This window comes from Pseudonocardia sp. ICBG1142 (assembly GCF_020496255.1).
In the GTDB taxonomy this organism is placed as follows: Bacteria; Actinomycetota; Actinomycetes; order Mycobacteriales; family Pseudonocardiaceae; genus Pseudonocardia.
Window position 1 is genome coordinate 45,245 of record NZ_JAHLJC010000005.1, and the last position, 20,014, is coordinate 65,258.

The following is a 20,014-nucleotide window of genomic DNA, read 5'->3' on the forward strand; positions in this document are numbered from 1 at the left end:
CGACGTGCCGACTGACCAGTTCACGTACGGACTCCCCATCCGGGAGCTCCTGCTCGTCGGGCTGGTCGCCGCCGGCGCCACGCTGCTGTTGACCGGGCCGGTCCGGATGCTGGCGCTGAAGGTCGGCGCGGTCGCCTGGCCGCGGGGACGGGACGTGCACGTCACCCCGACCCCGCGGTGGGGCGGCCTCGCGATGTTCGGCGGGGTGCTGGCCGGGCTGCTGCTGTCGTTGCAGCTCCCGGCCCTGCGGCTGGCCTACTTCGAGCAGAGCACCGAGGTGGTCGGGGTCGTCGTCGCGACGGCGCTGCTGGTCGGCGTCGGGATGCTCGACGACCGCTACGACCTCGACGCCCTCACCAAGTTCGCCGCCCAGGTCACCGCGGCCGGGCTGCTGGTGCTCTACGGCGTGCAGTGGGTGTCCATCTGGATCCCGATCGGCGGAGACGCCTTCCTCACGGGCTCGACACTCTTCCTCGGTCAGGGCCAGTCGGTACTTCTGACCGTGCTGGTCACCGTCGTCCTGGTCAACGCGATGAACTTCGTCGACGGCCTCGACGGCCTGGCGGCGGGCATCGGACTGATCACCACGCTCGCGACCGCGGTGTTCTGCGTCGGCTTGATCAGCGAGAACGGCAACGACCCCACCGCATTCGTCCCCGCGCTGCTCGCGGTGGTGCTCGCCGGATCCTGCCTGGGTTTCCTGCCCCACAACTTCCACCCGGCCCGGATCTTCATGGGCGACACCGGCTCGATGATGGTCGGGGTGATGCTGTCCGCCGCCATCACCACCGCCTCCGGGCGGGTGCCCCAGTCGGACAACCCGTCGGCCGGGAACATCCTCGCGCTCGTCTCCCCGGTCATCGTGCTGGTCGGGATCGTCTTCATCCCGTCGCTCGACCTGCTCATGGCGGTCGTACGCCGCACCCGGGCCGGGACCAGCCCGTTCAGCCCGGACAAGATGCACCTGCACCACCGGCTGCTGCAGGTGGGGCACAGCCACCGGCGCGCGGTGCTGCTGGTCTACCTGTGGGTCGCGGTGATCGCCTTCGGTGCGGTCGCACTCGCCCTGGTCCCGCGCACCGGGCTGGTGCTCGCCGCGACCGGGATCGCGCTGGCGGTGGCGTTCGTCGCCTCGGCCGTGCCGCACCGGTCGCGGATGCGCAGCGCCTCCGCGGCGGCGTCCCCCGCCGGGGAGACGGCGATCGCCTCGACCGACGACCTGCCCACCCCCGACGTCGACGACCACCGGTCCGGCGGGAGCCCGACCACGGACGGCCCCTGCTCCGGCGGCAGCCCGGCCGCGACGGGCGCCACCGGCCATCGGACCGGCGCGAACGCAACCACGGACGGCCCAGCCGACCGTCGTCCGACCGGGAGCCCGGCGGCGAACGGGGCCGGCGACCGTCGTTCGGCCGGGAGTCCGGCCGCGAATGGTCCTGCCGACCGTCGCCCGGGCGCGACCACGGCGGCGGACGCTGCCACCGCCGACCGCACCGGGTCGCGGGGGCGTACCACGCGGCCCGCGCCCGGACGGGTCGTGCCGGGCGGGAACCCCGCCGCCGGGCCCGAGCCGTGGCCCCGTGGCGTGCACCGCCCCGCGGGCGCCCGTGGTGCGGCCCGGGTGGGACCCGGCACACGGGCCCCCGCGACGCCCGTCGCGCCGGCGCCGCACGCCGCCGGTCCGCCCACCCCACCGCCCCCGTCGCGGCCGGTCCCGGTCCGTCCGACGATGCCGCGCACGTCCGGCGGCCCGCCCGCACCGGACCCGGGGGCCCCCGGAGCTGCGGGCCCGCGTCCCGACGGCGCCCGCGGTCCGCAGCGCCCCCCGGGCGACGGGAACTCCGACGGCCGTCGCGCCCGCCCCGCCGCGGCACCGGGGGAGCAGCCGACCGTCCCCACCCCGGCGCACCACCCCGGTCACGACGGCGACTCCTGACCGCCCGCCCCCGTCCGCCCTGGCCAGGGGCTCAGGTGTCCTCGGTCACGAACGCTGTCCGTCCCGCGGCGGTCCGGCCACCGGACGGGCGGCCGCGATCGCGACGGTGCCGGCTGCGACCGGTGCCGGCGGGGACCGCGACGGTGCCGACCGCGACGGCGCCGGTCGAGGTGTCGGACCCGCCGGTTACCGTGTGCGCGGAGCCGTACCCGCTGGTGGGGCGGCCGGTGAGCCGGGAGGCGGACGCACCGTGTGGCGATGGGACCGCTGGGGAACCGTGGAGTACGACGGTCCCGCGCTCGGCCAGGCGCAGGTCGTACGGCGGCTGTCGGGGTCGATGGCCCGCGGTGCCGCCCTGGTCGGCGTGGCCACCACGGTGCTCTGCGCCGTCGGCGGGGTCATCGCGGCCGGGGTCCCCGGCCTGTCCGCGGCGGCCCTCGGCGGCCTGCTGGCCACCGGCTCGGCCCTGCTGACGCCGATGCTGATGCTGCGGACGACCCATCTCGAGCCCGGCGCTGTGATGCTGGCCGCATTCGGCGGCCTCGCGTTGAAGGCCATCATCCTCCTGCTCGCCCTGTTCACCCTCGGGGGTGGGCCAGGGCTGCACCGCATGTCACTGGCCGTCACGATGCTCGTCGTCTTCATCACGACCACGGCGGCGGAGGCCTGGGCGGGGCAGAAGCTCCAGATCCTGATCGGCACCGATCCGGGGTCCACAGATGCCTGACCTGGGGTTCGACGACCGATTCGTCCGTTCCTGCGGTGCCCGCGGAGGCGTCCACGGGGTCGGGCGGGAGCGTCCGGCGGATGACCGGGCGGCGACCCGCGGGCGAGTTAACGGTGAATCACCGGAGGCGGCCCGCCGAGCCCGATCAAGATCGTTTCGTCGGGCGAACGCGCTGGTGAGGTGGGTACGAGCCCCCGACGTCGTGTAGAAGTACGGCTGATAGCATCCGCCACGTAGGCGATGTGGGTGACTTCCGGTGTTTCGACCCGGTCGCCCGGAAACACATCGCATCACGAGGCACCTTGCAGGCGATCCCCCGTTCCGCGTGGATGCGGAGCGGGAGCACCGGAAGGACCCCCATTGGGCACGTTGGTACTGGCGGCCGAGGAGTTCACTCCGCCCGGCGCAGGTCTGTTCGAGTACCCGCCGGTCTTCGGCGCCGTCACCAAGCCGATGGTGCTGGCGGTCCTGTCGCTGATCATCGTCGCGGCCGTCTTCACGCTGGGCACGCGCAAGCTGTCCATCGTGCCGAGCCGATTCCAGTTCGGGCTGGAGTCCTTCTACAACATCCCGCGCAACACCATGGCGCGTGACCAGATCGGCTCCGAGGAGTTCAAGCGGTACATCCCGCTGATCCTCGGCCTGTTCAGCTTCATCCTGGTCAACAACATCTTCGCGATCGTCCCGTTCATCCAGTTCCCGACGCTGTCGCGGATCGGGTTCCCCATCGCGCTGGCGTTGTTCGTCTACGTCTTCTACCACTACGCCGGGTTCAAGAAGCACGGGTTCTTCGGCTACATCAAGCACGCCGCGCTCCCGCCGGGCGTCCCGGTCTTCATCGCGCCGCTGATCATCGTGATCGAGCTGCTGCAGAAGTTCCTGGTGCAGCCGCTCTCGCTGGCACTGCGTGTGTTCGCCGCGATGTTCGCCGGCCACCTCATCCTCGCCCTGACCGCCGTGGGTGCGGCGTTCCTGTTGTCGGCGGGCTCCGCGCTCGTCATCGCGTCCCCGGTGGTGTTCGCCGCCGGGATCGCGTTCACGTTCCTGGAGGCGCTGGTCCAGGTCATCCAGGCCTACGTCTTCGCCCTGCTCGCCGCCGTCTTCATCGGCGCGGCGATCTCCGAGGACCACTGACCGCACCACCGAGACCCCGGTGCCGCCGGCACCGCGCTCGCACCACCTGCTTCATCCGCCGGCCCGCCCGGGCCGATACACCGAACGACCCGCATTCCGCGGACCCGACGGAAGGAAACCCGAAGTGAACGTCACCCAGGTTCTGGCCCAGGAAGCCGCCAACATCAACCCGGGCCTCGCGGCCATCGGGTTCGGCGCCTCGGCCATCGGCGCCGGTATCGGCGTCGGCCTGATCTGGTCGGCCGTCATCAGCGGCACCGCCCGCCAGCCGGAGGCCCGCGGCCAGCTGATGGGTATCGGCTGGACCACCTTCGTCCTCGCCGAGCTGGTCATGCTGATCGGCCTGGTGCTCTTCTTCATCGCGCAGTAAGAGCCGGCAGATCACTCTCATGCCGGTCCCGGTACCGGCGGCCATGTCAGGGAAGGACACACGGTGGAACTGATTCTCGCCGCCGAACAGCCGCTTCCGATTCTCCCGCACCTCGATGAGCTCGTGCTCGGCCTGGTCGCGTTCGCGATCCTGCTGTTCCTGCTCTGGAAGTTCGCGGTCCCGCGCTTCGAGGCGCTCTACGAAGAGCGGACCGACGCGATCGAGGGCGGCCTCAAGCGTGCTCAGGAGACCCAGGAGCAGGCGGACCGGCTGAAGAGGGAGTACGAGGAGCAGCTCGCCGGCCTCCGGGCCGAGGCGGCGCGCATCCGCGACGACGCCCGGGCCGAGGGCCAGCAGATCAAGGCCGAGCTCCGCGAGGAGGCCGAGGCCGAGGCCGCACGCATCAAGGCCCGTGGCGAGGAGCAGGTGGCCGCGGCGCGCGACGCCGCCCAGCGTGCTCTGCGCAACGAGGTCGGGGGCCTGTCGGTCCAGCTGGCCGAGCGCCTGCTGCGCGAGCAGCTGGCCGACGACTCGCGTCGCTCCGCGACGATCGACTCGTTCCTCGGTGAGCTCGACCAGCAGGGCGTGGCCCAGCGGAGCGGGGCGAACTGATGGCGGCTGTCCTGCAGCCCGCCAGCCGTGAGTCCCTCGCGGCGCTGACCGAGCGGCTGGACTCCTGGACCGACTCCGCGTCGGCCCGGGACCTGACCACGACCGCGGACGAGCTGTTCGCGGTGGCCCGGTTCCTGGACTCCGAGCGCTCCGTCCGGCGCCTGCTGGCCGACGCGTCGTCCCCCGAGGACGCCCGTGTGGACCTGGTCCGCCGGCTGTTCGGGTCCCAGCTCTCGCAGCCGACCGTGGACCTGGTCTCCGAGCTGGTGCGCAAGCGCTGGTCGACCGCCCGCGACATCGTCACCGGTGCGGAGGGCCTCGCCCGCCGCGCGGCCATCGCGATCGCGGACCGCAACGGCTCCCTCGACGAGGTCGAGGACCAGCTGTTCCGGTTCGGCCGCATCGTGGCCCGCGAGCCGCAGCTGGCGAGCCTGCTCGGCGACACCGCCCGGCCCGTCGAGGGTCGTGTCCAGCTCCTGGACTCGGTGCTCGGCGACAAGGTCTACCCGGTGACGGCGACGCTGCTCCGTGAAGCGGTCCGGCTGCCCCGCAGCCGGCACCTCGACGTCGTCGCCGAGGAGCTCGCCGAGCTCGCGGCGGCCCGCCGGGACCGCTCGGTGGCCAAGGTGCGCACACCCGTCGAGCTCTCCTCCGAGCAGGAGACGAAGCTCGCCGAGACCCTGGGCCGTATGTACGGCCGCACGATCTCCCTGCAGGTCGAGCTCGACCGGAGCCTCCTCGGAGGCCTGGTCGTGCAGGTCGGCGGCGAGGTCATCGACGGCAGTGTGGCGGGTCGACTCGCCGCAGCTCGCCGATCCCTGCCCAGCTGACCTGCTTCGGACGCGATCGCCGGAGCCCCGGCGGAACGACCCGAAGACCCCGTTCGAGAGAAGGAACGACGCAGCCATGACAGAGCTGACGATCTCCTCCGAGGAGATCCGGAGTGCGATCTCCAGCTACGTCTCGTCGCTGGAGAGCGGCACGTCCCGCCGTGAGGTCGGGATCGTCGCCGACACCGGTGACGGCATCGCCCACGTCGAGGGACTGCCCTCGGCCATGACCAACGAGCTGCTCGAGTTCGAGGGCGGCGTCCGCGGCGTCGCGCTGAACCTCGAGCAGAACGAGATCGGTGCGGTCGTCCTGGGCGACTACACCGGCCTCGAGGAGGGCCAGCAGGTCACCCGCACCGGCGAGGTCCTGTCCGTGCCGGTCGGCGAGGGCTACCTGGGCCGGGTCGTCGACCCGCTGGGCAACCCGATCGACGGCCTCGGCGACGTCGAGAGCGACGCCCGCCGCGTGCTCGAGCTCCAGGCGGCCGGCGTGATGGACCGCCAGTCCGTCGGCGAGCCGCTGCAGACCGGGATCAAGGCCATCGACGCCATGACCCCGATCGGCCGCGGCCAGCGCCAGCTGGTGATCGGCGACCGCAAGACCGGCAAGACCGCGGTCTGCGTCGACACGATCATCAACCAGAAGGAGAACTGGGAGTCGGGCGACCCGACGAAGCAGGTCCGCTGCATCTACGTCGCCATCGGCCAGAAGGGCTCCACGATCGCCGGTGTCCGGCAGTCCCTGGAGGACGCCGGAGCGCTGGAGTACACGACGATCGTCGCCGCCCCCGCGTCCGACCCGGCCGGCTTCAAGTGGCTCGCCCCCTACACCGGCTCGGCCATCGGCCAGCACTGGATGTACCAGGGCAAGCACGTCCTGATCGTGTTCGACGACCTGTCGAAGCAGGCCGAGGCCTACCGTGCGATCTCGCTGCTGCTGCGCCGCCCGCCGGGCCGTGAGGCCTACCCGGGCGACGTCTTCTACCTGCACTCGCGTCTGCTGGAGCGCTGCGCGAAGCTCTCCGACGCCCTCGGCGCGGGGTCGATGACCGGTCTGCCGATCATCGAGACCAAGGCGAACGACGTGTCGGCCTACATCCCGACCAACGTCATCTCGATCACCGACGGCCAGGTCTTCCTCGAGTCCGACCTGTTCAACCAGGGCGTCCGGCCAGCGATCAACGTCGGCATCTCGGTCTCCCGGGTCGGTGGCTCGGCGCAGATCAAGGCCATGAAGACGGTCTCGGGCTCGCTGCGTCTGGACCTGTCGCAGTACCGCGAGCTGGAGGCGTTCGCCGCCTTCGGTTCCGACCTCGACGCCGCCTCGGCCGCCGCTCTGGGCCGTGGCGAGCGCCTGGTCGAGCTGCTCAAGCAGGCGCAGTACGCGCCGGTCTCGGTGCAGGACCAGGTCGTCTCGATCTGGCTGGGCACCTCCGGCAAGCTCGACTCGGTGCCCGTCGCCGACGTGCAGCGCTTCGAGGCGGAGTTCCGCGAGTACTCGCGGCGCCACGCCTCCGGTGCCCTGAACGAGATCACCGACACCGGGAAGCTCTCCGACGACGCCGTCGAGACGCTGACCAAGGCGGTCGACGAGTTCAAGCGCAACGAGTTCACCGCGTCCGACGGTTCCTCGGTCGTCCCCAAGGAGAAGGCCGAGAAGGCTCTCGACGAGGACGATGTCGAGCAGGAGACCGTCACGGTCAAGAAGAACTGAGGCTGATACCCGATGGCGGCACAGATCCGGGTGCTGCGCCGGCGTATCCGGTCGACGCAGTCCATCAAGAAGATCACCCGTTCCCAGGAGCTGATCGCGACCTCACGGATCGCGAAGGCCCGGGCACGGGTGGACGAGGCGCGTCCGTACGCCGAGCTGATGACGAGCACCCTCTCGGAGCTCGCGTCGAACTCGGCGCTGGACCACCCGCTGCTCGTCGAGCGGGAGCAGCCGAAGCGCGCCGCGGTCCTGGTCGTCACCAGTGACCGCGGTCAGTGCGGCGGCTACAACGCCAACGTCCTCAAGGAGGCCGAGCAGCTCCAGGCCCTGCTCCGCGAGCAGGGCAAGGAGCCGGTCCTCTACGTGATCGGCCGCAAGGGCGTCTCGTACTACCGGTTCCGCAACCGGGAGATCGAGCAGTCCTGGACCGGCTTCTCCGAGCAGCCGGGCTACGAGCACGCGGCCGAGGCGGCGAAGACGCTGGTCGACGCGTTCATGGCCGGCGAGGACGACCACGACGGGAATGCCGACGGCACCCACGGCGTGGACGAGCTGCACCTCGTGTACACCAGCTTCAAGAACATGATCACCCAGGTGCCGCAGGCCCGGCGGATGGCTCCGCTCGAGGTCGAGTACGCGGCCGACAGTGCCTCGGCGAAGCCGGTCGACGAGATCGACGGCGACGCCGACACGGCCGAGAGCCAGCGGGACCACCCGGAGACCAAGGGTCTCCAGCCGCTCTACGAGTTCGAGCCGGACCCGGACACGCTCTTCGACGCGCTGCTGCCGAAGTACATCGGGGCCCGCCTCTACGCGGCCCTGCTGGAGTCGGCGGCGTCGGAGTCGGCGAACCGGCAGCGGGCCATGAAGGCCGCGACGGACAACGCCAACGAACTGATCCGTAGCCTGACCCTGGAGGCCAACCAGGCTCGCCAGGCACAGATCACCCAGGAGATCAGCGAGATCGTCGGTGGGGTCGACGCTCTCGCCAGCGCAGGAAGTGAGAGCTGATGACCACGACCGACGAAACTTCGGCCGGCCCGATCACCGGGCGCGTCGTCCAGGTGACCGGCCCGGTCGTCGACGTCGAGTTCCCGCGTGACCAGGTCCCGAGCCTGCTCAACGCGCTCACGCTGGAGGTGGACCTCTCCGGCGACAAGCGCAAGCTGACCCTGGAGATCGCCACGCACCTGGGTGACAACCTGGTCCGGGCCATCTCCATGCAGCCCACCGACGGTGTCGTGCGCGGCCAGGAGGTCACCGACCTCGGCCGCCCGATCTCCGTCCCGGTCGGCGACCAGGTCAAGGGGCACGTGTTCAACGCCCTCGGCGACTGCCTGGACGACCCGTCCATCCAGTTCACCGGTGACCTCCGGTCGATCCACCAGAAGGCCCCGCGCTTCGACGAGCTCGAGGGCAAGACCGAGATGCTGGAGACCGGCATCAAGGTGCTGGACCTGATGACGCCCTACGTCGTCGGCGGCAAGATCGGTCTGTTCGGTGGTGCCGGTGTCGGCAAGACCGTGCTGATCCAGGAGATGATCCAGCGTGTCGCGCTGAACTTCGGTGGCACCTCGGTGTTCGCCGGCGTCGGTGAGCGCACCCGTGAGGGCAACGACCTCATCACGGAGATGACCGAGTCGGGCGTCATGAAGAACACCGCCCTGGTGTTCGGTCAGATGGATGAGCCGCCGGGCACCCGTATGCGCGTCGCGCTCTCCGCGCTGACGATGGCGGAGTACTTCCGCGACGTGCAGGAGCAGGACGTCCTGCTGTTCATCGACAACATCTTCCGGTTCACCCAGGCCGGCCAGGAGGTCTCGACCCTCCTCGGCCGCATGCCGTCCGCGGTGGGCTACCAGCCCACCCTGGCCGACGAGATGGGCGAGCTGCAGGAGCGGATCACCTCGACCCGCGGCCGTTCGATCACCTCGATGCAGGCGATCTACGTCCCCGCGGACGACTACACCGACCCCGCTCCGGCGACGACGTTCGCGCACCTCGACGCGACCACCGAGCTCTCCCGGCCGATCTCCCAGAAGGGGATCTACCCGGCGGTGGACCCGCTGACCTCGACCTCGCGGATCCTGGACCCGCAGTACGTCGGTGACGAGCACTTCCGCGTCGCCAACGAGGTCAAGCGGATCCTGCAGAAGTACAACGACCTGCAGGACATCATCGCCATCCTCGGTATCGACGAGCTGTCCGAGGAGGACAAGCAGCTCGTCGGCCGGGCGCGTCGCATCGAGCGCTTCCTCTCGCAGAACCTCCTGGTCGCCGAGCAGTTCACCGGCCAGCCGGGCTCGACGGTCCCGCTCAAGGAGACCATCGAGGCGTTCGACAAGATCGCCAAGGGCGAGTTCGACGACGTCCCGGAGCAGGCGTTCTTCCTCTGCGGTGGTCTCGACGACCTGGAGAAGAACCGCAAGAAGCTGGAGAGCTGATCCTCCATGCCTGCTGAGATGACCGTGGAGCTGGTCTCGGTCGAGCGCCGGCTGTGGTCGGGTGACGCACGCTTCGTGCTCGCCCGGACCACGGTCGGGGAGGTCGGCATCCTGCCCGGCCACCAGCCGATGCTGGCCCAGCTGGAGGAGGCCGGGGTCGTCCGCATCGACTCCACCGACGGCTCGAAGCGCACCATCGCGGTGCACGGCGGGTTCCTGTCGGTGTCGGCGGAGCGGGTGTCCATCCTCGCCGAGTTCGCCGAGCAGGCGGACGAGATCGACGTCGAGCGGGCCCGGCGGGCTCGCGACGGCGCCGACTCGTCCACCGACGAGGGGAAATCGGCGATCGCCCGGGCCGAGGCCCGCCTTCGGGCGGCCGAGGCGAACTAGCACGGGGACCGGGCACGGCAGTGGAGCTCATCGCGGCGATCGTCGGAGTTCTGCTGCTGTGCCTGGTGATCCCCCTGGTCTGGCTCGCCGTACGGCGGGTACGACTCATGCGAGGCGGCGGTGTGGACCTGTGTCTGCGCCGCCGTTTCGCTGTCACGGACTGGCACTTCGGCGTCGGGCGCTACGAGGGCGAGCGCTTCGCCTGGTACCGCCTGACCAGCTTCCGGATCGGTGCGACCGTCGTGATGGACCGGGCGGATCTGGAGATCGTCGACCGGCGGCCGCCGCACCGGTCGGAGGAGTTCGCGATCCCGATGGCGGTCGAGGTGCTGCGCTGCCGTGGCCGCGACGCCGCCGGGCGCGACGTCGACGTCGAGCTCGCGATGTCCGCGGGCGTCCGCACCGGCTTCATGGCCTGGCTGGAGTCCACGCCCCCGGGCCAGGGACACGGGTTCCGCGAGGCGTCCTGACCCCGCCCACCCCGTGGCGTTGCGGAGCCGCCCGCTCTGTCGGTCCGTCCCGCGCGGTCGGTCAGGCGTCGGCGGTCGGGGCGCCGTGCGGGCCACCCGGCTGCCACAGGACGTCGCCGTCGGGGTTCGCGACCCGGCCGAGGATGAACAGCAGGTCCGAGAGCCGGTTGAGGTACTGCGCCGTCAGCGGGTTGGTCCGCTCCCGGTCGGCCTCCAGCAGGGCCCACACGGACCGCTCGGCACGGCGGGTGACGGTCCGCGCGACGTGCAGGTAGGCGCCGCCGGGGGTGCCGCCGGGCAGGATGAACGACTTGAGCTTGGGCAGCTCGAGGTTGAACTCGTCGCACCAGCCCTCGAGCCGGGTGACGTAGCCCTCGGTGATCCGCAGCGGCGGGTACTCGGGATTCTCGACGATCGGCGCGCACAGGTCGGCCCCGACGTCGAACAGGTCGTTCTGGATCTGCCGCAGCGGGTCGGCGACCCGCTCGGCGAGCCCGCCGACCGTCACCGCCACGCCGATCGCGGCGTTCGCCTCGTCGGTGTCGGCGTAGGCCGCCAGCCGGGTGTCGGTCTTGCGGACCCGGCTGAAGTCGCCCAGGGCCGTCGTACCGTCGTCGCCGGTCTTCGTGTAGATCCGCGTCAGGTTCACCGCCACCCCGACAGGCTAGGCGCGCCGGTGCTCCGGCGACCAGACGCGGGGGTGCGCCGGACGGTCCGAAGGTGCAGGGCCGTCCGGGGCGGGCATCCGGCGCGGTGACGGTCCCGTTACCGTTCCGGGCGTGGTGGAGCATTTCGCGGTCAACGGCGGGGCCCGGCTGAGCGGGTCCGTCGACGTCGTCGGGGCGAAGAACAGCGTGCTCAAGCTCATGGCGGCGGCACTGCTGGCCGAGGGACGGACGACGCTCGAGAACTGCCCGGAGATCCTGGACGTGCCGCTGATGGCCGACGTCCTGCGGAGCCTGGGCTGCACGGTCGCGATCGAGGGATCGACCGTGCACATCGACGTGCCCGCCGATCCCGGCGCGGAGGCCGACTACCGGTCGGTGTCCAAGCTGCGTGCGTCGGTGTGCGTGCTCGGGCCCCTGGTGGCGCGGTGCCGGCGGGCGGTCGTCCCGCTCCCCGGCGGCGACGCGATCGGCTCGCGGCCGCTGGACATGCACCAGAACGGGCTGCGCAAGCTCGGCGCGACCACCGACATCGTGCACGGCAGCGTCACCGCGACGGCGGGAGACCTGCACGGCGCGCAGATCTGGCTGGACTTCCCGAGCGTCGGGGCGACCGAGAACATCCTGATGGCCGCGGTGCTCGCCGAGGGCACCACGGTCATCGACAACGCGGCCCGCGAGCCGGAGATCGTCGACCTCTGCGTGATGCTGCAACAGATGGGCGCGAAGCTGGAGGGGGTCGGCAGCTCCACGCTGACCGTGCACGGCGTCGCTGGCCTGCAGCCCACCACGCACCGCGTCATCGGGGACCGGATCGTCGGTGCCACCTGGGCGTTCGCGGCCGCCATGACCCGTGGCGAGGTCACCGTGCGCGGCGTCGACCCGCACCACATCGACCTGGTCCTGGACAAGCTCCGCAGCGCGGGCGCCGAGATCACCACCGGCGAGCAGGAGTTCTCGGTCGCGATGTCCCGACGCCCGGAGGCGGTCGACTTCGTGACGCTGCCCTACCCGGGCTTCGCCACCGACCTGCAGCCGATGGCGATCGCGCTCTCCGCCGTCGCCGAGGGCACCTCGATGATCACCGAGAACGTGTTCGAGGCGCGCTTCCGCTTCGTCGACGAGATGGTGCGCCTGGGTGCGGACGCCCGCACCGACGGCCACCACGCCGTCGTCCGCGGGCGGCCCGAGCTCTCCAGCGCGCCGGTGTGGGCCAGCGACATCCGGGCGGGCGCCGGGCTGGTGCTGGCCGGGCTGTGCGCACGGGGCACCACCGAGGTCTGGGACGTCGCGCACATCGACCGCGGCTACCCGCGGTTCGTGGAGAACCTGTCCGCGCTGGGCGCCGACATCCGACGCGTCGCGGGCGAGCCGGAGCGGTAGGGCGGGTCCGCCCGCTGCTGCTCCGAACGGCCCAGCAGCCCGGCGGGCCGGCCCGCGCCGTGTCACCCTTCGCGTCAACTCGACGAGGAGGCCCGTCATGGTGAGCACCCCCGACGCCGCCGACGTCTCGCAGGCCGGCCGCAAGGCGGGCCGCGGGGCGCGGGACGCCGCGCACTCGACACCGGTGCGCGTCGCCGCCCGGGCCGGCATCGCCGCGAACGGGGTGGTGCACCTGCTGATCGGGTGGCTCGCCGTCCGGATCGCGCTCGGCTCGGGCGGGCAGGCCGACCAGAACGGCGCCCTCGGGGCGATCGCCGCCGAGCCGGCGGGCCGGGTGTTCCTGTGGGTGCTGGTCGTCGGGTTCGTCGCGGTCGTCCTGTGGCGGACCGTCTCGGCGGTGTGGGGCTTCCACTACATCGGTGACGGCACCAAGCGCACGGTGAAGCGGGTCGTTGCCGGCGGGCAGGCCGTCGTCTACGCGGTGCTCGCCGTCACCGCGGCGACCACCGCGATCAGCGGACGCACGTCCGGTGGTGGCGGTGGTCGGGCGACCGCCGGACTGCTGGGCCTGCCGGGCGGGCAGGTCCTCACCGCGCTGCTGGGGCTGGGGGTGCTGATCGGCGGCGGGGTGATGGCCTGGAACGGCTACCGGACGACGTTCACCGAGGACCAGGACCTCGGTGGCGCCGACACCCGGCTGCGGCGGATCAACGCCCGCACCGGACAGGTCGGGTACATCGCCAAGGGGATCGCGATCGGCGTGCTGGGCGTCCTGCTGGGCGTCGCCGCACTGACCTTCGACCCGCAGCGCGCCAACGGGCTGGACTCCGCGCTCAAGACGCTGCGCGAACAGCCCTACGGGGTGTTCCTGCTGGTCGCGGTCGGCGTGGGGATCGCCTGCTACGGCGTGTTCTGCTTCCTCGACGCCCGCTACCACCGGGTGGGCTGAGCGCTCAGTCCAGCGAGCGACGGCTGAGCACCACGCGGGCGTCCCCGACGTCCCGGGGGAAGACGAGCAGTGCCCAGCCGCCGTCGTCGGCGCGGGAGGTCGTCGCCCGGATGCCCTCGGAGCGCAGCCGGTCGCGCAGCACCCGCGCCGCCTCCGGCCCGGGTACCCGGGAGACCTCGGTGAGCAGGCCGGTCGCGACCGGGTCGTCCGGGTCGTCGGTGGGCAGCGCGTGGTGCTTCTGGTGGCCGTAGGTCCAGCGCAGCAGCAGCGCGAGCACCGCCAGCACGATCGCGATGCCGATGACCGAGCCGAGCCGCGGGACCAGGTCCAGCTCCATCCACCGATCGTCGCACCCGGACGGGCGACACGCCCTGTCCGAGGGGGCGGGTGGTGAACCGATCCAGCGCTCGGTTTCCCGTGCGGATCGCGTACTTTGCCGAACATGCCGACTGTGACGAGGGGCGACTCCGTGCCCGCCGTCGGCTACTGACGAGTAGGATCTGTCCGCATCACAGGCAGTGCCGACTGTGCTCCCGCGACGACACGGAGGTCCCGGTGCCGTACCCCACCGATCGTGAGCGCGACCGTCCGTGGGTGATCCGCACCTACGCCGGTCACTCCTCGGCGGAGAAGTCCAACGAGCTGTACCGCCGCAACCTGGCCAAGGGCCAGACGGGGCTGTCGGTGGCCTTCGACCTCCCGACCCAGACCGGCTACGACCCCGACGACGAGCTCGCCAAGGGCGAGGTCGGCAAGGTCGGCGTGCCGGTCAGCCACATCGGGGACATGCGCACTCTGTTCGAGGGGATCCCGGTCGCCGAGGCCAACACCTCGATGACGATCAACGCCCCGGCGATGTGGCTGCTCGCGCTGTACGTGGCCGTCGCCGAGGAGCAGGCGGAGCAGTCCGGTCTGGACTACGCCGAGGTCCGGGCGAAGCTCGCCGGGACCACCCAGAACGACATCGTCAAGGAGTACCTGTCGCGGGGCACCTACGTGTTCCCGCCCGGGCCCAGCCTGCGGCTGATCACCGACATGGTGGCGTGGTCGGTCGGTGAGATCCCGAAGTGGAACCCGATCAACATCTGCAGCTACCACCTGCAGGAGGCCGGGGCGACGCCGACGCAGGAGCTGGCCTACGCGCTGTCGACCGCGATCGCCGTCCTCGACTCGGTGCGCGACTCCGGGCAGGTGCCGCCGGAGAAGTTCGGCGACGTCGTCGGACGTATCTCGTTCTTCGTCAACGCCGGCATCCGGTTCGTCGAGGAGATGTGCAAGCTCCGGGCGCTGGGCCGGGTCTGGGACGAGATCACCCTCGAGCGCTACGGCGTGCAGAACCCCAAGCAGCGACGCCTGCGCTACGGCGTGCAGGTCAACTCGCTCGGGCTGACCGAGGCGCAGCCGGAGAACAACGTCCAGCGCATCGTGCTGGAGATGCTCGCCGTCACCCTGTCCCGGGACGCGCGTGCCCGCGCCGTGCAGCTGCCGGCCTGGAACGAGGCGCTCGGCCTGCCGCGGCCGTGGGACCAGCAGTGGGCGCTGCGGATGCAGCAGGTGCTGGCCTACGAGACCGACCTGCTGGAGTACGAGGACATCTTCGACGGCTCCCGGGTCGTCGAGGCGAAGGTGTCCGAGCTCGTCGAGGGCGCCCGCGCGGAGATCGACCGGGTGCAGGAGATGGGCGGGGCGGTCGCGGCCGTCGAGTCCGGCTACATGAAGGGCGAGCTGGTCAACTCCCTCGCCGCCCGCCGTCGCCGGCTGGAGTCCGGTGAGGAGGTCGTGGTCGGGGTCAACAAGTTCGACACGACCGAGCCCAGCCCGCTGCAGGCCGAGGGCGCCGACGCGATCTTCACCGTCGACCCGGCCACCGAGCGGGCCGCGGTCGAGGCGATCCGCGAGTGGCGGGCCGCGCGGGACCAGGACGCCGTCGAGGAGGCGCTGCGGGCGCTGCGCGACGCGGCCAAGACCGAGCAGAACCTCATGCAGGTCTCGATCGACTGCGCCAAGGCGGGCGTGACCACCGGGGAGTGGGCCGGGGCGCTGCGCGAGGTGTTCGGGGAGTTCCGGGCCCCGACCGGAGTGGCGGGGGCGAGCATGTCCGGCGAGGGCGCCACCGAGATCTCCGAGGTCCGCGAGCGGGTCCGTGCCACCGGTGAGGAGCTGGGCCAGCGGCTGCGCATGCTGGTCGGCAAGCCGGGCCTCGACGGTCACTCCAACGGCGCCGAGCAGGTCGCCGTGCGTGCCCGCGACGTCGGGTTCGAGGTCGTCTACCAGGGGATCCGGCTGACGCCGTCGCAGATCGTGGCGGCCGCGGTGCAGGAGGGCGTGCACGCCGTCGGGCTCTCGGTGCTGTCCGGGTCGCACCTGGAGGTCGTGCCCGCGGTCGTGCAGGGGCTGCGGGACGCCGGGGCCGGGGAGGTGCCGGTCGTCGTCGGCGGGATCATCCCGCCCGAGGACGAGAAGCGGCTGCGTGAGGGCGGGGTCGCGGCGGTGTTCACGCCGAAGAACTTCCGCCTGACCGGGATGATGGACGAGATCGTCACCCTGATCCGGGAGTCGCAGGGTCTGGGCTGACCGTGCCGGCCGGGCGGTACGCACCGCCCGGCCGGGAGCTCAGCCCTCCTCCTTCTCGCTCCCGCGGCGGCTGAGCAGCTTGAACCCGGGGATCCCGACGATCGCCTGCCGGACCTCCTTGAGCACGTCCAGGAGCTCGTGGACGTCCGGTCCGACACGGTCCAGCGTCGTGAGGATCGGCATGATGTCGTCCTCCATGTGCTCGGTGAACTTCGGGAGCTGGTCCACCAGCCGGATCGCGGCGCGCACCTCCTCCTCGGAGAGCTCGTCGACGAAGCGCTGGGCCAGCGGCGCCGCCCGGCGGGCCAGCGGGCCGTAGAGGTCCAGCAGCTCACCGGCCTGCTCGCTGGCGCCCGCGGCCTGCCCGACGACCTCTCCGGCGCGGTCGGACACCGCCTTCGCCGCGGTGACGACACCGGTCGCGTCGGTGGTGACGGTCTCGACCTGCCCGATGAGGCCGCCGGCGCGCTCGCTGATCTCGCCGACGGTGCGGATGAGCCCGCCCGCCTCGCCGGTGACGGTGTCGACCCGCGCGAGCAGCCCGCTCGCGTTCCCGGTGACCACCGAGACCTGCTCGACGATGCCCTCGGCGTTCTGCGAGACCGTGGTGACCCGGCGGACGAGGTCGCCCGCCTCCTCGGACACCGTGGTGACCCGCCGGACCAGCTCGCCGGCCTCGTCGGAGACGGTGGTGACCCGCCGGACCAGGCCGTCGGCCTGCTCGGACACGGTGGTGACCTTGCGGACCAGGGTGTCGGCCTCGTCGGCGACCCCGCCGACCCGCGCCACCAGCTCCTCGGCGTTCCCGGCGACGCCGGTGACCCGCCCGACGAGCTCCTCCGCGTTCCCCGCGACGCCGGTGACCCGGGCGACGAGCGCCTCGGCCTGCTCGGCGACCGGGCGGATCCGGGACACGAGCCCGGTCGCCTCCTCGGCGACGGTGTCGACGGTCCCGATCAGCCCCTCGGCCCGGTCGACGACGCCGTCCACCCGGTCGAGCAGCTGCTCGGCGCGGGTCGCGATCGTGCCGATCCGGCCGACCAGCGAGCCGACCTCCTCCAGCAGCTCCCCGGCCCGCGCGGGCAGCCCGGCGACGGTCCCGGCGAGCTCGCCGGTCGCCTCGACCACCGACGCAGCGCCGGTGAGCAGGTCGGACGGGCCGGGGACGTGGATCCCCGCGATACGCAGTGCCATGACCGGGATCCTTGCACTCCCCGGCGGCGCGCGTCGGTCACGAGTCCGGGGTGCGGGCGCAGAGCTCGTCGACGGTGAGATCGCGCGGCGGCAGGTTCGCCGCGGTGAACCCGAACGGCGCGGCGAGCTCCAGCCAGCGCCCGGACTCCTGCAACGCGGTGAGCCCGCGGTCGAACTCCTCGCGGAAGGCACTGTCGGCGGGACGGAACGCGAACGCCCCGGCCCCGACGACCGGGCGTCCCGCGACCTCGGGGGCGAACGCGGCGGTCACCTCCAGCCCGATGCCCGCGTTGCGGCGGACCTCGTCGAGCAGCGCGATGCGGGTGAGCGCGCCGACCTGCGCGCCGCCGTTCGCGACCTCGCGCACCAGCGCGCCCTGCGAGTCGACGGTGACGATGTGGTCGGCGTGGATGCCCGCGGCGAGTGCGTACTCCTGCTCGGCGCTTCCCTCGAGCACCGCCAGCGTCGCCCCGGAGCGGCGGACCCCGGCCAGCGTCGCGACCCCGAGGGGGTTGCCGGCCGGGACCACCAGGCCGGTACCCGCCACGTAGTCGGGGCGGGAGAACGCGACCTGCTGGCAGCGCAGCGCGGTGATGGTCAGCCCGACCGCGATGACGTCGAAGCGGCCGTCGAGCAGACCGGGGATGAGCTGGTCGAACCTCGTCTGGACCGCGGCGAGGCCGCTGCCGCCGAGGCCGGTGACGACCGCGCGGGCCACCTCCGGGCTCTCCCCGGTGACCCGCCCGGAGCCGTCGGTGTAGCCGAACGGGCGCTCCCCGGACAGCCCGACGACGACGTCGCCGCCGGCGCGCAGCCGCGACAGCGGGTCCGACGGCCCGCCGCAGCCGCCCAGCAGCGGCCCGGCCAGCGCGGTCCCGCCGAGGGCGGCGGCCGCCCCCAGCAGACGGCGCCGGCTCAGCCGGGTGGTGGTGCGGATGTGCATGGTCCCGCGAGCCTAGGTGCCGATCAGTCGGTCCACTGCGGGGCCCGCTTCTCCAGGAACGACGCCATGCCCTCGCGGGCACCCCCGGACTGCGACATCGACGCCATCACCTCGGCCGCGACGGCGTAGGCGTCGGCCTCGGGACGGTCGAGCTGGGCGTAGAGGGTCTGCTTGCCGACGGCCTTGGACAGCCTGCTGCCCCGGGTCGCGCGGGCGAGCAACTCGTCCACGCGGGCGTCGAGGTCGTCGTCGGGGACGGCGTAGTTGACCAGACCCCAGTCGGCGGCGGTGGCCGCGTCGATCGGGTCCCCGGTCAGGGCCAGCTCCATCAGGCGTTTGCGGCCGATGTTCCGCGCGACCGGGACGGCCGGGGTGTGGCAGAACCAGCCGCCCTTGCCGCCGGGCAGCGCGAACGTCGCGGACTCCGCGGCGACGGCGAGGTCGCAGGACGCGACGAGCTGGCAGCCCGCCGCCCAGGCCGTCGCGTGCACCCGGGCGATCACGACCTGGGGCACCGACTGGACGGTGTGCATGACCGTGGTGCACAGCCGCAGCAGGGAGCGCACCCCGGCGAGGTCGCGCTCGGCGACGTCGCCGAAGTCGTGGCCGGAGGAGAACGCCTTGCCCTCCCCGGCCAGCACGATCCCGGTCGCGTCGCTGCGTCCCGCGCTCTCGAACGCGTCCAGCAGCTCCCGCAGGTGGCCCTCGGTGAGGGAGTTGCGTCGCTGCGGGCGGTTCATCGTGATCCGGACCGTGTCGCCGTCCTGCTTGACCAGCAGGTGCTCGTAGTCGGTCATGCGGGGAACGGTAGCCCGGAATCTGCTCGCCGCCGAGACCCCGGCGCGCTACCGTGACCCTGTGACCGGATTCGTCGATCCAGTCATGAAGCACGGAGGGGGAGCGGTGGCGGTATCGGACGGACCGGGTGCGGAGGACACCGCCCGGATGGAACGGGTGCTCGACGCGGCGGGCGAGCTGCTCGTGCGGCAGGGCTACCGGCGGGTGACCATCGAGGACGTCGCGCGCCGGGCCGGTATCGGCAAGGGCACCGTCTACCTGCACGTCCGCACCAAGGACGCGCTGTTCCTCACCGTGCTGCTGCGGGCGCAGCGGCGGCTGTTCGCCGACCTCGCCGACCGGATGCTCGTCGAACCGGTGGTCGCGCTGCCCTGGGGGATGTCGCGGATGTTCTACCTGCGGCTGGCGGAGGACAACGTCGCACGGGCCTTCTACCGGGGCGACGACGAGGTCCTCGGCCGGCTCGCGCACGAGGCCGCCGGGACGCTCGAGGGGCTCGGGCGCCACCACGACGGCGCCGTCCGGGAGCACTTCCTGCTGCTGCGTACCGCCGGTCTCGTCGACGACGACCTGCCCGTCGACGAGCAGATCCACGTGTGGGGCGCGGTGTCCCGGGGGTTCCTCCTCTCCGACGGCCCGGGTGGCACGTTCGCGCCGTCCGGGCCCGAACACACCGCCGCCCTGATCGAGCACAGCCTGTCCCGGCTGCTGGCCGGGCCCGCCCCCGCGGCCGGTGCCGCGGGCGTCGCGGCGGAGGTCGCCGCGCTGTACCGACCGCTCGTCGACCACATCGACGAGGAGTGGAGACGACGCGTCCGCCGACCCGAGCGCGCGAGAGAGGCAGTGGTGAGATGACCGCACCGAGCACTCCCGGTGGAGCC

At 72.2% G+C, this 20,014-nt stretch carries 20 protein-coding genes; 15 read left to right on the forward strand and 5 right to left on the reverse strand.

Going from position 1 to position 20,014, the window contains the following annotated elements:
• The first annotated feature begins 4 nt into the window (after window positions 1–4).
• The 11 genes from KPL59_RS36730 to KPL59_RS05665 all read left to right on the forward strand — a co-directional run bounded on the left by KPL59_RS36730 (window position 5) and on the right by KPL59_RS05665 (window position 10,627).
• Window positions 5–1,936, forward strand: coding sequence for a hypothetical protein (locus KPL59_RS36730; RefSeq protein ID WP_308187833.1), 1,932 nt, complete (start codon window positions 5–7; stop codon window positions 1,934–1,936).
• Between the two features lie 250 nt (window positions 1,937–2,186).
• Window positions 2,187–2,663 carry a hypothetical protein gene (locus tag KPL59_RS05620; RefSeq protein ID WP_226360150.1) on the forward strand — a complete coding sequence of 159 codons (477 nt, stop codon included), beginning with the start codon at window positions 2,187–2,189 and terminating at the stop codon, window positions 2,661–2,663.
• Between the two features lie 360 nt (window positions 2,664–3,023).
• The gene (atpB, locus tag KPL59_RS05625; protein ID WP_226360151.1) at window positions 3,024–3,797 is read left to right on the forward strand and encodes a F0F1 ATP synthase subunit A; all 774 of its coding nucleotides are present in this window, start codon (window positions 3,024–3,026) and stop codon (window positions 3,795–3,797) included.
• A gap of 124 nt (window positions 3,798–3,921) precedes the next feature.
• Entirely contained in the window at window positions 3,922–4,167 is a 246-nt protein-coding gene (locus KPL59_RS05630; RefSeq protein ID WP_020621511.1) for a F0F1 ATP synthase subunit C, read from the forward strand.
• Window positions 4,168–4,230: 63 nt separating this feature from the next.
• The gene (locus tag KPL59_RS05635; protein ID WP_083695233.1) at window positions 4,231–4,779 is read left to right on the forward strand and encodes a F0F1 ATP synthase subunit B; all 549 of its coding nucleotides are present in this window, start codon (window positions 4,231–4,233) and stop codon (window positions 4,777–4,779) included.
• The gene (locus KPL59_RS05640; RefSeq protein ID WP_075310505.1) at window positions 4,779–5,609 is read left to right on the forward strand and encodes a F0F1 ATP synthase subunit delta; all 831 of its coding nucleotides are present in this window, start codon (window positions 4,779–4,781) and stop codon (window positions 5,607–5,609) included. The genes KPL59_RS05635 and KPL59_RS05640 overlap by 1 nt, the downstream gene beginning before the upstream one ends.
• Before the next feature lie 76 nt (window positions 5,610–5,685).
• Complete coding sequence (gene atpA / locus KPL59_RS05645; RefSeq protein WP_226360152.1) at window positions 5,686–7,323, forward strand: F0F1 ATP synthase subunit alpha; 1,638 nt, start codon at window positions 5,686–5,688, stop codon at window positions 7,321–7,323.
• 12 nt (window positions 7,324–7,335) lie between these two features.
• Window positions 7,336–8,334, forward strand: coding sequence for a F0F1 ATP synthase subunit gamma (locus KPL59_RS05650; protein ID WP_226360153.1), 999 nt, complete (start codon window positions 7,336–7,338; stop codon window positions 8,332–8,334).
• Complete coding sequence (gene atpD, locus KPL59_RS05655) at window positions 8,334–9,767, forward strand: F0F1 ATP synthase subunit beta (RefSeq protein WP_226360154.1); 1,434 nt, start codon at window positions 8,334–8,336, stop codon at window positions 9,765–9,767. The genes KPL59_RS05650 and atpD overlap by 1 nt, the downstream gene beginning before the upstream one ends.
• An 18-nt stretch (window positions 9,768–9,785) precedes the next feature.
• Window positions 9,786–10,157 (forward strand): F0F1 ATP synthase subunit epsilon, encoded by a 372-nt coding sequence (locus KPL59_RS05660; RefSeq protein ID WP_020621465.1) that lies wholly within the window; start codon window positions 9,786–9,788, stop codon window positions 10,155–10,157.
• 20 nt (window positions 10,158–10,177) lie between these two features.
• Entirely contained in the window at window positions 10,178–10,627 is a 450-nt protein-coding gene (locus tag KPL59_RS05665) for a DUF2550 domain-containing protein (protein ID WP_149665441.1), read from the forward strand.
• 61 nt (window positions 10,628–10,688) lie between these two features.
• Here the strand turns inward: KPL59_RS05665 and KPL59_RS05670 are convergent, their stop codons facing one another.
• On the reverse strand, window positions 10,689–11,282 hold the full coding sequence (locus KPL59_RS05670) for a cob(I)yrinic acid a,c-diamide adenosyltransferase (protein WP_020621463.1): 594 nt from the start codon (window positions 11,280–11,282) through the stop codon (window positions 10,689–10,691).
• A 124-nt stretch (window positions 11,283–11,406) separates the two neighbouring features.
• Between KPL59_RS05670 and murA the strand changes: the two genes are divergently transcribed.
• Window positions 11,407–12,675: a UDP-N-acetylglucosamine 1-carboxyvinyltransferase gene (gene murA, locus KPL59_RS05675; RefSeq protein WP_020621462.1), complete on the forward strand. Its 1,269-nt coding sequence runs from the start codon at window positions 11,407–11,409 to the stop codon at window positions 12,673–12,675.
• 97 nt (window positions 12,676–12,772) lie between these two features.
• A complete protein-coding gene (locus tag KPL59_RS05680) occupies window positions 12,773–13,624 on the forward strand; it encodes a DUF1206 domain-containing protein (RefSeq protein WP_226360155.1) in 852 nt (283 codons plus the stop codon).
• Between the two features lie 4 nt (window positions 13,625–13,628).
• Here the strand turns inward: KPL59_RS05680 and KPL59_RS05685 are convergent, their stop codons facing one another.
• Window positions 13,629–13,961 carry a hypothetical protein gene (locus KPL59_RS05685; protein ID WP_226350965.1) on the reverse strand — a complete coding sequence of 111 codons (333 nt, stop codon included), beginning with the start codon at window positions 13,959–13,961 and terminating at the stop codon, window positions 13,629–13,631.
• A gap of 218 nt (window positions 13,962–14,179) precedes the next feature.
• On the opposite strand from KPL59_RS05685, the gene KPL59_RS05690 reads away from it, so the two are divergent.
• Window positions 14,180–16,198 (forward strand): protein meaA, encoded by a 2,019-nt coding sequence (locus KPL59_RS05690; protein WP_226360156.1) that lies wholly within the window; start codon window positions 14,180–14,182, stop codon window positions 16,196–16,198.
• Window positions 16,199–16,237: 39 nt separating this feature from the next.
• Here KPL59_RS05690 and KPL59_RS05695 read toward each other — a convergent pair whose 3' ends face one another.
• From KPL59_RS05695 to KPL59_RS05705, 3 genes are read right to left on the reverse strand one after another with little or no spacing between them, the layout of a single operon-like run.
• Window positions 16,238–17,392, reverse strand: coding sequence for a hypothetical protein (locus KPL59_RS05695; RefSeq protein WP_226360157.1), 1,155 nt, complete (start codon window positions 17,390–17,392; stop codon window positions 16,238–16,240).
• 37 nt (window positions 17,393–17,429) lie between these two features.
• Window positions 17,430–18,335, reverse strand: coding sequence for a transporter substrate-binding domain-containing protein (locus KPL59_RS05700; protein WP_226350967.1), 906 nt, complete (start codon window positions 18,333–18,335; stop codon window positions 17,430–17,432).
• A gap of 23 nt (window positions 18,336–18,358) precedes the next feature.
• A complete protein-coding gene (locus KPL59_RS05705) occupies window positions 18,359–19,132 on the reverse strand; it encodes an enoyl-CoA hydratase-related protein (RefSeq protein ID WP_226360158.1) in 774 nt (257 codons plus the stop codon).
• 106 nt (window positions 19,133–19,238) lie between these two features.
• Here KPL59_RS05705 and KPL59_RS05710 point away from each other — a divergent pair, with 106 nt between their 5' ends.
• On the forward strand, window positions 19,239–19,988 hold the full coding sequence (locus tag KPL59_RS05710; protein WP_226360159.1) for a TetR/AcrR family transcriptional regulator: 750 nt from the start codon (window positions 19,239–19,241) through the stop codon (window positions 19,986–19,988).
• Window positions 19,989–20,014 lie beyond the last annotated feature (26 nt).

Coding starts and splice junctions, on each gene's coding strand:
- KPL59_RS05640 (WP_075310505.1), top strand. CDS start 4,779: ATGGCGGCTGTCCTGCAGCCCGCCAGCCGTGAGTCCCTCGCGGCGCTG.
- atpA (WP_226360152.1), top strand. CDS start 5,686: ATGACAGAGCTGACGATCTCCTCCGAGGAGATCCGGAGTGCGATCTCC.
- KPL59_RS05650 (WP_226360153.1), top strand. CDS start 7,336: ATGGCGGCACAGATCCGGGTGCTGCGCCGGCGTATCCGGTCGACGCAG.
- atpD (WP_226360154.1), top strand. CDS start 8,334: ATGACCACGACCGACGAAACTTCGGCCGGCCCGATCACCGGGCGCGTC.
- KPL59_RS05660 (WP_020621465.1), top strand. CDS start 9,786: ATGACCGTGGAGCTGGTCTCGGTCGAGCGCCGGCTGTGGTCGGGTGAC.
- KPL59_RS05680 (WP_226360155.1), top strand. CDS start 12,773: ATGGTGAGCACCCCCGACGCCGCCGACGTCTCGCAGGCCGGCCGCAAG.
- KPL59_RS05685 (WP_226350965.1), bottom strand. CDS start 13,961: ATGGAGCTGGACCTGGTCCCGCGGCTCGGCTCGGTCATCGGCATCGCG.
- KPL59_RS05695 (WP_226360157.1), bottom strand. CDS start 17,392: ATGGCACTGCGTATCGCGGGGATCCACGTCCCCGGCCCGTCCGACCTG.
- KPL59_RS05700 (WP_226350967.1), bottom strand. CDS start 18,335: ATGCACATCCGCACCACCACCCGGCTGAGCCGGCGCCGTCTGCTGGGG.
- KPL59_RS05705 (WP_226360158.1), bottom strand. CDS start 19,132: ATGACCGACTACGAGCACCTGCTGGTCAAGCAGGACGGCGACACGGTC.